Genomic DNA, 14477 nt, shown 5'->3' on the forward strand with positions numbered 1-14477 from the left:
GGACGCGTTTCAGGTATAAGTGGGGACGATACCGCAAGACATATTCTCCTGCCCACCGATCCGTGTCTGTTTCAAAAAAAGCCCCCGTGCCGCGCACGCGTAGCGTGCTCTGCTGCCTGTTCTGGGCCGCGCTGATCATCTATGGCGTGGTGGCGGTCGGCTTTCTGAGCGTGCGCTATTGGGTATTGCCCCGTGTGGGCGAATGGCGTCCACAGATCGAAGCGTACGCCAGCGAAGCACTGGGTGCGCGCGTCACCATCGGGGACATCAAGGCCGAGTGGCAGGGCCTGAACCCCCGGTTGGACCTGACCTCGGTTCAAGTCGTGGACGACAGCGCCACGCCAGTTCTGTCCCTGCCTTCCGTATCCGCCGTGCTGGCGTGGCGCAGCGTGCTGACTTTGTCGCCCCGCCTGGTGCGCTTGCAGGTGCGCAAGCCTGAATTGACCCTGCGCCGCGATCCCGATAATCATCTGTGGGTGGCTGGCCAGAACATCGATCTGAATGCCAGCGATCATCGGTCCGACCTGGACCACCCCGCATTGCGCTGGCTGGTGCGCCAGCGCGAGTTGGCCATCAACGACGCGACCATCATCTGGCAAGACGATTTACGCCGCGCGCCCGCGCTGCCGTTGACCGGCGTTGACTTCGTCATGCGCAACGGCAGCCTGTCGCATCGCTTCGTGCTGCGCGCCTCGGCCGGTGATGCGTTGGCGCGCAAGGTCGAACTGCGTGGCGAATTCAATCGCAGCCTGTTCGCGGCGAATTCGGCCAATCCCGCCAACTGGAGCGGCCAGCTTTATACAGAGCTTGATGACGTCGAACCGCAGGCGTGGGCGCCGTGGGTACCGGCCCCCGTCATCTCGGGACGTATCGCCGCCCGTGCGTGGCTGCAACTGGAACGCGGCAAGTTCACTGACCTGACGACCGACGTGGCGGTACGCGGCGTGGACTGGGTGGCCGCCACGGACGGTACGGCGGTACGCGGCGCATCGGCGCAATTTCGTTTGCAGGGGCTGCCCGGGGATTTTTTCCAGGTGGACGGGGTGCCGTTGGCGCGTAGCCCGGGGGCCGCCGATGTATCGCTGAAGGGCGCGGCGCAGCACCTGCAAGTGACGCTTCCGGGCGTGTTCCAGGAGCCGACCCTGATCGCGCGTGAATTAGCCGTGGATGCGCAGGTGAAAGGGCCGGATGCCAAGAACTGGTTTGTCGATGTGGCCCGATTGCACGTGGTGAACGACGATCTGGACGTGCGCTTGCAGGGCCAGTGGAAGCGCGAAGGCAAGACGGCGGCGGGCAGCGTCGACATGCGCGGCACGATGGTGCGTGGCGCCATGTCAGCCATCCATCGCTACCTGCCGCTAGAAGTCAACGCCGACGCCCGCGAATGGCTGGCGGGGGGCTTGCCCGCAGGCGAAATGCGGTCGGCCTCCATCTTGCTCAAGGGCGATCTGGACGATTTTCCATTCGCCGCGCCGAACGCCGTGGGCGAATTCGTCATCGCCGGCGCGTACGCCGGCGCCAAGGTCGATTACGCGCCGCCCGGTCAGCGACGCAAGGGCTGGCCCATGTTGGAGAACCTGTCCGGCAATTTCCGTATCGACAAGGTCAGCCTGACGCTGGATAGCGCCGGGGGCGCCACTGCGAGCACCGGGCCGGGGCAGACGCTGAATATGGGGGCGGTGACAGCCACGATCCCCAACATGGACCAGGGCGCGGAATTGTTGCTCAACGGCGAGACGTACGGTCCGGTGTCGGCCTATCTGGCGATGGCGGCCAATTCCCCGCTTGGCGGGTTGCTGGACGGGGCGCTGGACGAGGCGCGCGGCACCGGCGACTGGCGGGTGCCGCTGAAACTTAAGGTGCCGTTGTTGAACACCGACGACACGCAGGTGCAGGGGCACATCCTGTTCTCGGACAACAGCTTTACCTTCATGCCGGAAATGCCCTTGCTCAAGGAGATGCACGGCGATCTGGAATTCTCTGAAAAAGGGGTGCAGACCAAAGAGCTGCGCGCGCAGTTCCTGGGCGGGCCCGTAAAGATTTTCGGCACCCTGGCGCAGAACTCGGACGCACTTCAGTTTGAAGGGACACTGACGGCGGGCGGATTGACGCAACTGGGCAATATGCCCTCGATGTCGCGCTTTTCGGGCAAGACGGCCTACAAGGGGCGGCTGGGCTACCAGAAGGGCGGGTCGGTCGAGATCTCGATGGAATCGAATCTCTCGGGCATGGCTATCGACATGCCGGCGCCGGTGGGCAAAGCGGCTTCGTCATCGCAATTACTGAAATTGCAGTGGGGCGCGGCCCAGGACCGCGGCACGAAAGACCGCCGCTGGCTGACGGCCAGCCTGGGCGAAAACGTCAACGCGCTGTTCGAGCGTGACCCGGCCGACGCGTCTCCGTCTTACTTTGCCCGCGGCGCGTTGGGCATCGGCCGGCCCGCCAGCCTGCCGGACCGCGGAATGAGCCTGAACGCCAGCCTGCCCGAACTGGACATGGACGGCTGGGAAGCCGTAGTGAACGGCTTCGATACGCCGTCGGGCAAAAGCGGCGGCAAAAAAGCCGCTGCGAAGCCGGTCTTTCCGCCGCCCGAACGCATCAGCCTTGCCACCGGCATGTTGCGCGCCAGCGGCTACACGCTTAATGACCTGACGCTGTATGCCATGCGTCCCGGGCCGTCTCAATGGCGGGTGGACATCCAGTCGCGCCAGGCTACCGGGTCATTGGAATGGCAGGAGGCCTCGGGCGCGATTGCGGGCCAGATCAAGGCGCGGATGAAGCACCTGGCGTTCGGTGGCGAGGGCGACTCCAACGAAGCCGATAAGGCCCTGGCGTCAGGCAACGATTTATCCGATATTCCCGCCATCGACCTGCAAGCCAAGGAGTTCTTTCTATATGGCAAGAACGTGGGCGAGCTTCAGGTGGTGGGCACGAACCTGGAACGCGGGCGCCAGTGGCGGCTGGACAAACTGACGATCACCAACGATGCCGCCAATCTGAACGCCACCGGCACGTGGCGGCTGGAAGGGCCGGATCGCGGCTTGAGCGTGGACGCCAACGCCAACTTCGTGGACCTGGGCAAGTTCATGAACCGCATCGGCTTCGAGAACGTCGTCTCCGCTGGCTCGGGCACGGCGCAGGGCAAGGCAACCTGGCGCAATCTGCCGTGGACGCACAACGTGGCGGACGTGTCGGGCGAGGTCGATATCAGCCTGGACAAGGGCCGATTCATGCATGTGAACTCTCGTACGGCGCGGCTGTTGGAGCTGTTGTCGCTGCAATCGCTGCAACGGCTGGCGCGGTTGGACATCAACCCGACCAACCTGCTGCGCGACGGATTTCCGTTCGATACCATCCGGGGCCGCGTGAAGATGGCCGATGGGAAAATGTCCACCGAAGGCTACAAGATCAACGGGCCCGTGGCGGCAATTGTCCTGGCGGGCGGCGTCAACATCATCAGCGAACGCTGGGACTTGAAGGCGGTGGTCATCCCTAATCTGGACGCCAGCGGGGCCGCCATGGTGACGGCGCTGGCCGTGAACCCACTGATTGGCCTGGGCGCTTTTGTCACGCAATGGCTGCTGAAGCAGCCGCTGGCGCGCGCGATGACGATGGAGTATTCGGTGACGGGTAATTGGGACGATCCGCAGATCGAGCCCATCGAGGCGTCGGGCAAGTCGGGCGATAAGTCCGGTGATAAGCCGGCAGACAAGCCGGCAGACAAGCAGACGCCGCGTCCATTCACGGCCCCCGCGCGTGGCGCCATGCCGGAATTCATCGAGCATTAGAGCCGGGCCAGGTAAGCAGGCCCATAAAAAAACCGCCTGTATGCAATGCAGGCGGTTTTTCTTTGACGCGAGGCGTCGGCTTACCGAACGTCGGCTTACCGCACGTGGGCTTACTTCTTCTTCATCATGTCGAAGAATTCGGCGTTGGTCTTGGTGGCGCGCATCTTGTCCAGGATGAACTCCATGGATTGCACTTCGTCCATGTCGTGGATGAACTTGCGCAGCACCCACACCTTTTGCAGCAGGTCGGGGGCAATCAGCAGTTCTTCGCGGCGCGTGCCCGACTTGTTCAGGTTGATGGACGGGTAGACGCGCTTTTCAGCCAGACGACGTTCAAGGTGGACTTCGGAGTTACCCGTACCCTTGAATTCTTCGTAGATGACTTCGTCCATGCGGCTGCCGGTTTCGATCAGCGCCGTACCCAGGATGGTCAGCGAACCGCCTTCTTCCAGGTTACGGGCCGCGCCGAAGAAGCGCTTGGGGCGTTGCAGGGCGTTGGCGTCCACACCGCCGGTCAGCACCTTGCCGGAGGCCGGCACAACGGTGTTGTAGGCGCGGGCCAGACGGGTGATCGAGTCCAGCAGGATCACGACGTCTTTCTTCATTTCGACCAGGCGCTTGGCCTTTTCGATGACCATTTCAGCCACTTGCACGTGGCGCGTGGCGGGTTCGTCGAAGGTCGACGCCACCACTTCGCCGCGCACCGTGCGCTGCATTTCGGTCACTTCTTCCGGGCGCTCGTCCACCAGCAGGACGATCATGACGGCGTCGGGGTAGTTGGTGGTGATGGCATGCGCGATGTGCTGCATCATCACCGTCTTGCCCGACTTGGGGCTGGCGACGATCAAACCGCGCTGGCCCATTCCGATCGGGGCGAACACATCCAGGATGCGGCCCGTCAGGTTTTCTTCGCTCTTGATGTCCCGTTCCAGGCGCATCGTGCGGTTCGGGTGCAGCGGCGTCAGGTTCTCGAACATGATGCGATGCTTGATCGCTTCGGGCGCCACGCCGTTGACCTTGTCCACCTTGACCAGCGCAAAGTAGCGTTCGCCGTCTTTCGGCGTGCGCACTTCACCTTCGATGGAATCGCCGGTGTGCAGGTTGAAACGGCGGATCTGCGAGGGCGAGATGTAGATGTCGTCCGTGCTGGCCAGATACGAGGTCTCGGGCGAGCGCAGGAAACCGAAGCCGTCAGGCAGGACTTCCAGAACGCCGTCGCCGAAGATCTGCTCGCCTTGCTTGGCGCGCCGTTTCATGATGGCGAACATCAATTCCTGCTTGCGCAGGCGGTTGGCGTTCTCGATTTCCAGGCCAGCGGCCATTTCGAGCAGCTGCGAAACGTGCAGCGCCTTCAGTTCGTTGAGGTGCATCGCGGTGAATGTGGGGGAAAAGTAAAGGAGGGTTCTGGCGGCGCGCCACGGACGGGCTCGCGCGGTATTGAATGAGCGCCGCCTCCAGGGCGGCGCCTTCGTTCACAGCACGCGGTTTACAACGCGCCGTCCAGGAATGCGGTGAGTTGCGACTTCGACAGCGCGCCAACTTTGGTGGCGGCGGCTTGGCCGTCTTTAAAGAGCATAAGGGTGGGGATGCCACGGATGCCGTACTTGGTGGCGGTGCCCTGGTTTTCGTCCACGTTCAGCTTCGCGATCGTCAGGCGACCTGCGTACTCGGTGGCGACTTCTTCCAGGATCGGGGCAATCATCTTGCAGGGGCCACACCAGGCAGCCCAGTAGTCCACCAGCACCGGCTGGCCGGATTTCAACACATCGGCATCGAAGCTTGCGTCACTGACGTTCTTGATTTGGTCGCTCATGATGGTGATTCTCGGTTCGGCAGCAAAAGGCGCGTAAAAAGGGACGCGCCTTGCCGTTGTTCTTGTATGTGGAATGGGCTAAAGCATACCACTGTCAATAACAACAGGCATACCACTGTTAATAACAACAGGGTTTGCTGGTTTTGTGTAGGATGTTGCGGCGCAGTCGTTTGCGATCCGGGCCATCAAGCCCTGACGCGCCGGCTGTGACTGTCATCATCCTACCGAATTCGGAGTTGGTCAGGTCGTGCGCAACCCACCGGGAGCCGCGCAGAATCTAGGCTTATCCGTAAAATGTCGGTTTTTTTCCACAGATGTTGGGGATAACTTGGCCACTCCACGTTACACCGAGGCGTCCATTCGCGTCCTGAAGGGGCTGGAGCCCGTGCGCCAGCGCCCGGGCATGTACACCCGCACCGAAAACCCCCTGCACGTTGTGCAGGAGGTCATAGATAACGCCGCAGACGAGGCCTTGGCCGGCTACGGCAAACAGATACAGGTCACGCTGCACAGTGATGGCAGCGTGTCCGTCGAGGATGACGGCCGGGGCATCCCCGTCGGCCTGCATCCCGAAGAAGGCGCGCCCGTCGTCGAATTGGTCTTCACCCGCCTGCACGCGGGCGGCAAGTTCGACAAGGCGGGCGGCGGCGCCTATGCCTTCTCGGGCGGCCTGCACGGGGTGGGCGTTTCCGTCACCAACGCGCTGGCGACCCGGCTTGAAGTCGTGGTCTGGCGCGACGGCGCGGTCAACCGCCTGGTCTTCAAGGGCGGCGACGTTGCCGAACCCCTGGCGCCGTACGACCAGGGCGGCCGCAAGAAGTCGGGCACCCGCGTGCGCGTTTGGCCCGACGCCAAATACTTCGACAGCCCCAATATTCCGCTGGGCGAACTGACGCACCTGCTGCGCAGCAAGGCCGTGCTGCTACCTGGCGTGAAAGTCACGCTGGTCAACGAGAAAAGCGGCGACACCAAGACGTGGCAATACCAGGATGGCCTGCGCGGCTACCTGGCCGAAGCGCTGACCGGCGCCGAACTGATGGTGCCGTTCTTCGAAGGCCAGCAGTACGCCGGGGCCGACCACGAGAACTTCGCCGAAGGCGAGGGCGCCCAGTGGGTCGTGGCCTGGACCGAAGACGGCAACGCCGTGCGCGAGTCCTACGTCAACCTGATCCCGACGCCGGCCGGCGGCACGCACGAATCCGGCCTTCGCGAAGGCCTGTTCGGCGCCGTGAAGGGCTTTGCCGAATTGCACAGCCTGTTGCCCAAGGGCGTGAAGCTGCTGCCCGAAGACGTATTCGCCCGCGCCAGCTTTGTCTTGTCGGCCAAAGTGCTGGACCCGCAGTTCCAGGGCCAGATCAAGGAACGGCTGAATAGCCGCGATGCCGTGCGTCTGGTGGGCGGCTTTGCCAAGAGCGCGCTGGATCTCTGGCTGCACAGCAACGTCGAATACGGCAAGAAGCTGGCCGAACTGGCAATTCGTCAGGCGCAGGCGCGCCAGCGCTCGGCCCAGAAGGTCGAAAAGCGCAAGAGCTCGGGTGTGGCCGTGCTGCCCGGCAAGCTGACCGATTGCGAATCCAGTGATGCCAGCCGCACCGAAGTGTTCCTGGTCGAGGGCGACTCCGCGGGCGGGTCCGCCAAGATGGGGCGCGACAAAGAATTCCAGGCCATCCTGCCGCTGCGCGGCAAGGTGCTCAATTCCTGGGAAGTGGACCGGGATCGGCTCTTTGCCAATAACGAAATCCACGACATTTCGGTGGCGATCGGCGTAGACCCCCACGGCCCCAACGACACGCCGGACCTGTCCGGCCTGCGTTATGGCCGCATCTGCATCCTGTCGGACGCAGACGTCGACGGCTCGCATATCCAGGTCTTGCTGCTGACGCTTTTCTACAAGCACTTTCCGAAGCTGGTCGAAGCCGGCAACGTGTTCGTGGCCAAGCCGCCTCTGTTCCGGCTGGATGTGCCCGCGCAGGGCAAGCGCCCGGCCCGCAAGATCTACTGCCTGGACGAAGGCGAGCTTGAAGCCGCGCAAGACAAGCTGCGCAAGGAAGGCGTGCGCGAAGGCGCCTGGTCCGTCAGCCGCTTCAAGGGCCTGGGCGAAATGAACCCGGAACAACTGTGGGAAACCACCATGAATCCGGACACGCGCCGCCTGCTGCCCGTGGGCTACGGCGATCAAACCCCCGAAGACACCACCCGCATGTTCGATATGCTGATGGGCAAGGGTGAATCCTCGCAGCGCCGCGCCTGGATCGAGGAAAAGGGCAACCTGGCAGAGCTGGACATCTGATGACGTCCACCTTGCCCGACCCCGCTTCCGACTCCGCCCGCATGATCGTCGACATGACGGCTGACGACTACGCCGAGTTCGCCGCCTATGTATACCGGCGGCCCGAACTGCGCCGGCGTCGGTATCGTTCGCACCTGCGCTTTGGCGTGCTGATGATCGTGGCGCTTTTTGCCTATCTGGTCTGGCAGACCTGGGACGGCAAGGGGCCCAACTGGTCGCAGATGCTGCCCGTGTATTTCGAAGGGCTGGCGGTCGGCCTGGGCATTCTGGTGCTGTTGGCGCTGGCGTATGAATTCGTCCTCCCACCGCTGGTCCGGATGAACACGCGCCGCATGCTCAAGAAGCAGCCCGACGACCTTTTCCTGGGACGGCATCAGCTGGACTTTGGCCCCGACGGCATTCTGGATACCACCGGCAGCGCTTCCGGCCGGATGGAATGGTCGGATATCCGCCGCGTCGAGGAAACGCCGCAGCACCTGTACGTCATTCTGGGCACCTTGCAAGGCGTGATCATTCCCAAGCGCGGCCAGGACGCCGCCACGCTGGCAGCGGTGCGCGCCCAACTGCGCGCGCATGTCGCCGACACCCAGCTGGCCCCCTCCGCGTAAGGGCGCATTGACGCCGTTTCGATGAAATTGTCTACCTGAATAACCATGACCGACAGCAATCAACCCGGCCTGTTCGACCCCACCCCGCCCGATGGCGACGGCGATGCCAATGCCGCCATCACGCTGGCGCGCTACGCGGAACAGGCTTATCTGGACTACGCGGTGTCCGTGGTGCGCGGCCGCGCCTTGCCCGACGTGGGCGACGGGCAAAAGCCCGTGCAACGCCGCATCCTGTTCGCCATGCAGGCGATGGGGCTGGCCGCCGGCGCCAAGCCGGTGAAGTCCGCGCGCGTCGTGGGCGACGTGCTGGGTAAGTACCACCCGCACGGCGACCAGGCGGCCTATGACGCCATGGTGCGCATGGCGCAGGACTTCTCGCTGCGATATCCGCTGATCGACGGCCAGGGCAACTTCGGTTCGCGCGACGGCGACAACGCCGCCGCCATGCGATACACCGAGGCGCGCCTGACGCCAATCGCCAAGCTGCTGCTTGATGAGCTGGATGAAGGCACGGTCGACTTCGTGCCCAACTACGACGGCAGCCAGCAAGAACCGCAAATGCTGCCCGCGCGGCTGCCCATGATGCTGCTGAACGGCGCATCCGGCATTGCCGTGGGCATGGCCACCGAGGTGCCGCCGCACAACCTGCGCGAAGTGGCGCAGGCCTGCGTGGCGCTGATCAAGCATCCGCAATTGCCGGACGCCGAATTGCACGCCATGATTCCCGGCCCCGACTTTGCCGGTGGCGGCCAGATCATCACGCCGGCCGCCGATATCGCGCAGATCTACGGCGCGGGCCGGGGGTCCCTGAAGGTGCGTGCGCGCTGGCAGTTCGAAGAAATGGCGCGCGGCCAATGGCAACTGGTCATCACCGAATTGCCCCCGGGCACCTCGGGCCAGAAGGTGCTGGAAGAGATCGAGGAAATCACCAATCCCAAGGTCAAGTCCGGCAAGAAGAGCCTGACGCCCGAGCAGACCCAGGCCAAGGCCGTGATGCTGAACCTGCTGGACGCCGTGCGTGATGAGTCCGGCAAGGATGCGGCGGTGCGCCTGGTCTTCGAACCCAAGACCTCGCGCGTGGACCGTGACGAATTCGTCAACACGCTGCTGGCGCAGACCAGCATGGAAAGCAGCTCGTCGATCAACCTGGTGTGTATCGGCACCGACGGCCGGCCGCGCCAGAAGGGCCTGCGCGACATCCTGGTCGAATGGGTGGCGTTCCGCACCAACACCGTGGTGCGCCGCACGCGTTTCCGCCTGGACAAGGTCACCGACCGCATCCACGTGCTGGAAGGCCGCATGCTGGTCTACCTGAACGTGGACGAAGTCATCCAGACGATCCGCGAATCCGACGAGCCGCGCGCGGCGCTGATGGAACGCTTCAAGCTGTCCGAGCGCCAGGCCGAAGACATTCTGGAAATGCGCTTGCGCCAGCTGGCTCGCCTTGAAGGCTTCAAGATCGAGCAGGAACTGGCCGACAAGCGCAAGGACCAGATTTCGTTGCAGGAACTGCTGGACAATCCGACGACGCTCAAGCGCCTGCTGATCAAGGAAATCGAGGCCGACGCCAAGCAGTATGGCGACGACCGCCGCACGTTGATCGAAACGGCCGAACGCGCCGTGCTCGAAACCAAGGTGCTGGACGAACCGGTGACGGTGATCGTGTCGCAAAAGGGTTGGCTGCGTGCACGTCAGGGCCACGGCCACGATGCCGCGCAGTTCACCTTCAAGCAGGGCGACGACCTGTACGGCGCCTTCGAATGCCGCACCACCGATACGCTGATCGCCATGGGCGACAACGGTCGGGTGTATTCGGTGCCGGTCGCGGGCTTGCCCTCGGCGCGGGGTGACGGCCAGCCGGTCACGACCATGATCGATCTGGAATCCGGCACGCGCATCGTGCACACGATCGCGGCCGCGCCCGAATCGCGTTGGCTGTTGGCTACGCGCGGCGGCTATGGCTTTGCGGCCAAGCTGTCCGACATGGTCAGCCGCCAGCGCGCCGGCAAGCAGTTCATCACGCTGGAAACCGGCGATGAAATGCTGCGCCCGGTGCCCTTGTTCGACGGCGCCACGCAACTGGCGCTGCTGTCGGCCAAGGGCAAGTTCCTGGTGTTTGGGCTGGACGAATGCAAGTCCTTGTCGGGCGGGGGCCGTGGCACCATCCTGATGGGTCTGGACGCGTCCGACAAGCTGGACCAGACCGTGCCGATTGGCGCTCGCGGCCTGCGCGCCACGGGCATCTATCGCAACAAGCTGACCGAAGACATCCTGGTGGGTGACGCGCTGGCGCCGTATGTGGGCAAGCGCGCGCGCAAGGGCCGTCAGCTGGACGTGCGTCCCAAGCAGCCGGTCTTGTCGCCCGTGCTGGGGTAAGGCCACAGGCCATGCCGGGGTGCGCGCCCATGACTCACGCCGCCGCGCATGCCATGCCCGCCAGCCGCCTGGCGCACGTGGATGCGCTGCGCGGCTTTGCGCTTTTCGGCATCCTGGTCGTGAACATCGGCGTTTTCTCGTCGCCGTTCTACGGCGCGGGCATGGCCGATCCGACCTACTCCCGCCCGCTGGACTTGGTGGTGCGCTGGCTGATTGCCTGCCTGTTCGAAACCAAGTTCTACCTGCTGTTTTCCTTTCTGTTCGGCTACAGCTTCACGTTGCAGATGGCGGCGGCTGAACGCAGCCAGGCGGCCTTCGCCCCGCGCTTCGTGCGACGACTGGCTGGACTGGCCGTGCTGGGCGCACTGCACGCCGTGCTGTTCTACCAAGGCGACATCCTGCTGACCTACGCCTTGTTAGGCCTGGGCTTGCTGGCGTGCCGCCGGATCGCACCCCGGCATGCGCTGCACACCGCGCTGTGGCTGATCGTGCTGGCCGCAACGGCGTGGGGGGTGCTGGGCCTGCTCAGTTTCCTGGACCCCGTGCCCGCCGGCTACGAGGCGCAGTACTGGGCCGACGCGCTGGCGTCCATCGAGGCGTATCGCGGCACGATTGGCACAACCATCTCGCAGCACATCAAGGAATTGACGACCTCGGTGTGGTTCATGGTGTTGTTCGTGCAAGGGCCGTTCGTCTTCGCGATGTTCCTCGCCGGTTACGCGCTGGGCCGGCGCCAAGCGCTGGCCGACCCGTGGCGGCAACCACGCGCGCTGTGGCTGCTGTGCGCGTTCGGCTTGCTGCCCGGCCTGGCGGGGTCGGCGTTGTATGCGACCTCGTCCCTGCCGTTTGCCGGTGCCGCCTGGGAATTGCCCGGGCTGGCGGTGGACTTGCTGACGGCGCCGCTGTTAAGCATGTCGTACGCCGCCGCGTTTCTGCTGGCGTTCCGTACCCGCGCGTTGGGCGGTTTGGCGGCGTGGCTGGCGCCGGCAGGGCGGATGGCGTTAAGCAACTACCTGATGCAGTCGGTCATTTGCGCGTTCCTGTTCACCGGTTGGGGGCTGCGCCTGTTTGCGTCGGTGTCGCCGCTGGCAACCGTGGGCATCGCGGCCGCCATATTCGCCGCGCAGCTGCCGTGGTCCGCATGGTGGTTAAAGCATCACGCATACGGCCCCGTAGAGTGGTTTTTGCGCGCGCTGACCATCGGGGCGTTACCGCCTTGGCGGCGCGCGCGAGCGGGCTGATCGGCATACCGGATCACACGTCGCGGCGGACCGCGTTCAGCGCCGTGTCGATGGCGCCAACCAGTCGTTCGGTCAGTTGGTCCAGCTCGTCATCGGAAATGATGAACGGCGGGGCCAGCAACACGTGGTCGCCCTGGCGCCCGTCGATGGTGCCGCCCATCGGGTACACCATCAGCCCCTGCGCCATGGCTTCGCGCTTGATGCGCGCGTGTAGCGCCAACGCGGGGTCGAAGGTCTGCTTGGTGGCGCGGTCTTGCACCAGCTCAATCCCCATGAACAGACCTCGCCCGCGGATGTCGCCCACGTGCGGATGCTGGCCCAGCGCCTGCTCCAGCCGCTGTCGCAGACCCGCGCCTTGTTCGCGCGCGCGTTGCAGCAGGTTGTCGCGGCGGATCACGTCTTGTACGGCAAGCGAGGCCGCGCAGGCGATGGCGTGGCCCAGATAGGTGTGCCCATGTTGGAAGAAGCCGCTGCCTTGCTGCATGGCGTCCACGATGCGCTGTTGGACCATCACGGCGCCAATGGGCTGATAGCCGCCACCCAGGCCCTTGGCGATGGTGATGAGGTCAGGCACGATGCCTTCCTGTTCCACCGCGTACAGCGTGCCCGTGCGGCCCATGCCGCACATCACTTCGTCGGCAATCAGCAGCACGCCGTGGCGGTCGCAGACCTCGCGCACGCGCTTGAAGTAGCCGGGCACGGCGGTGACGGCGCCGCTGGTCGCACCCACCACCGGCTCGGCCACGAACGCCATTACGGTGTCGGGGCCCAGCTTCTCAAAGGTCTGTTCCAGTTCCCGCGCCAGGCGTTCGCCGTACTGCTCGGCGCTTTCGCCGCTTTGCTGGTCGCGATACGCGTAGCAGGGCGACACGTGCTCCACGTCTATCAGCAGCGGCGCGAATTGCGCGCGGCGCCACGCGTTGCCGCCTACCGCCAGCGCGCCCAGCGTGTTGCCGTGGTAGCTCTGGCGGCGCGCCACGATATGGCGCCGTTGCGGTTGGCCGATTTCCACAAAGTACTGCCGCGCCATCTTCAGCGCGGCCTCGACCGCCTCGGACCCGCCCGACACGAAGTACGCGTGCGAAATGCCCTGCGGCGCGTCCGCCACCAACCGCGCGGCCAGCTGTTCGGCGACGTCGGTCGTGAAGAAGCTGGTGTGGGCATAGGCCAGCGCGTCGATCTGGGCGTGCATGGCGGCCTGGACGTCGGGGTGGTTATGCCCCAGGCACGACACGGCGGCGCCGCCGGAACCGTCCAGGTACGCACGGCCGGCGCTGTCGTGGATCCACACGCCTTGGCCGCTGACGGCGACAGGGGGCGTCTGGCGTAGGGAACGATGCAGAACGTGGGAGTGGCTCATGGCAATCCGTTTGGCAAAGGTGAAGGTTGAAGTCAGCCGGGGCGGCGGGACGTTGGGGCGGTCCAATAGACGTTGTCGGCGCGCAGGCGCTGTTCCACTTCGGTCAGGCGGTTCAGGACGTCCGCGCCGCCGCGAGCCGTCAACCTGGCGATCAGATGTTCGGCCAAGCCGAGCAAGCCGGCGGTGGTGTGAAAGAACGAGCCGGGCCCTCGGCGGGCCGGGTTCGCCCGCACGCCGTCGCGGTCGGGCGGGGCGAAGCGCAGCGTGTGGCGTGCGTCCACGGCCAGCGGCGACAAGGGGTCGTCGGTCAGGGCGATCAGCGCCACGCCCCGCTGCGCCGCTTGGCGTGCCAGTTGCACGGAGGCGGTGGGGTAGGGCGCTTGCGAGATCACGATGAGCGCGTCGCCAGCGTCCAGGCCGTCGGCCTGTTCGGCTGGCGCCCCGCCCAGGCCGTCGATCAGCACGCTGTTACGGCGCACCAACTGATAGGCGTAGCGCATCTGGAACGCGATGCCGAAGGCGGAACGCGTGCCCAGAAAGCCCACCTGCCGCGCGTTCAGCAAAGTCTGGACGGCAGCGTCGAATGCGGACGCCTGGTTCAGGGCGCACACTGACGTCACCGCCTGGACCTGGTAGTCGGTCAAGGCGTCGTGGCCCGGCGTGGCGGCATCGCCGGCCGCCGCTTGCAGCGCGGCGGCGCGATCACGCAGGCCCGGCTGGGCTTGCCCGCTATCGCCGGCAAGCGCTTGTTGGAAAGGCTGTCTAAATGCTTCGTAGCTGGAGTAGCCCAGCGCCCGCGCCAGCCGCAGCATGGTGGCCGGCGCCACGCCCAGCGCCTGGGCTTGACGCCGCATCGACCACAACCCCACTTGCGCCGGATGCGCCGCCACCCAATGCGCCGCGCGTTGCAGCTCCGGTGGCAGTCCTTCCATTTTTTGCTGCAAGGTCGGGATGAGGTCAGGGGGCAATGACATGTAGGTAAGGCCCGGGTTTACCGATTA

9 protein-coding genes are annotated in these 14477 nt (G+C 64.9%); 5 read left to right on the forward strand and 4 right to left on the reverse strand.

From position 1 onward, the window contains the following. The first annotated feature begins 86 nt into the window (after window positions 1–86). The gene (locus tag DVB37_RS08390; protein ID WP_305782038.1) at window positions 87–3788 is read left to right on the forward strand and encodes a YhdP family protein; all 3702 of its coding nucleotides are present in this window, start codon (window positions 87–89) and stop codon (window positions 3786–3788) included. A gap of 110 nt (window positions 3789–3898) precedes the next feature. On the opposite strand, the gene rho is transcribed toward DVB37_RS08390, so the two are convergent. Beyond that, on the reverse strand, window positions 3899–5158 hold the full coding sequence (gene rho / locus DVB37_RS08395; RefSeq protein WP_006218533.1) for a transcription termination factor Rho: 1260 nt from the start codon (window positions 5156–5158) through the stop codon (window positions 3899–3901). 116 nt (window positions 5159–5274) lie between these two features. Next, window positions 5275–5601 carry a thioredoxin TrxA gene (gene trxA, locus DVB37_RS08400; protein WP_006218534.1) on the reverse strand — a complete coding sequence of 109 codons (327 nt, stop codon included), beginning with the start codon at window positions 5599–5601 and terminating at the stop codon, window positions 5275–5277. 328 nt (window positions 5602–5929) lie between these two features. Between trxA and parE the strand changes: the two genes are divergently transcribed. From parE to DVB37_RS08420, 4 genes are read left to right on the forward strand one after another with little or no spacing between them, the layout of a single operon-like run. Continuing rightward, complete coding sequence (gene parE / locus DVB37_RS08405; RefSeq protein ID WP_046803714.1) at window positions 5930–7891, forward strand: DNA topoisomerase IV subunit B; 1962 nt, start codon at window positions 5930–5932, stop codon at window positions 7889–7891. Then, complete coding sequence (locus DVB37_RS08410; RefSeq protein ID WP_046803713.1) at window positions 7891–8499, forward strand: YcxB family protein; 609 nt, start codon at window positions 7891–7893, stop codon at window positions 8497–8499. Before parE ends, DVB37_RS08410 begins: the two co-directional genes overlap by 1 nt. A 45-nt stretch (window positions 8500–8544) precedes the next feature. Then, a complete protein-coding gene (gene parC / locus DVB37_RS08415) occupies window positions 8545–10875 on the forward strand; it encodes a DNA topoisomerase IV subunit A (RefSeq protein WP_046803712.1) in 2331 nt (776 codons plus the stop codon). Between the two features lie 29 nt (window positions 10876–10904). Further along, on the forward strand, window positions 10905–12116 hold the full coding sequence (locus tag DVB37_RS08420) for a DUF418 domain-containing protein (protein WP_240434058.1): 1212 nt from the start codon (window positions 10905–10907) through the stop codon (window positions 12114–12116). Between the two features lie 13 nt (window positions 12117–12129). Here the strand turns inward: DVB37_RS08420 and DVB37_RS08425 are convergent, their stop codons facing one another. Then, complete coding sequence (locus tag DVB37_RS08425; RefSeq protein ID WP_120157420.1) at window positions 12130–13476, reverse strand: aspartate aminotransferase family protein; 1347 nt, start codon at window positions 13474–13476, stop codon at window positions 12130–12132. 32 nt (window positions 13477–13508) lie between these two features. After that, window positions 13509–14450, reverse strand: a complete 942-nt coding sequence (locus DVB37_RS08430) for a MurR/RpiR family transcriptional regulator (RefSeq protein ID WP_120154615.1) — start codon at window positions 14448–14450, stop codon at window positions 13509–13511. Between the last annotated feature and the right edge of the window lie 27 nt (window positions 14451–14477).

It is taken from the genome of Achromobacter sp. B7, assembly GCF_003600685.1.
Taxonomy (GTDB): Bacteria; Pseudomonadota; Gammaproteobacteria; order Burkholderiales; family Burkholderiaceae_B; genus Achromobacter; species Achromobacter spanius_B.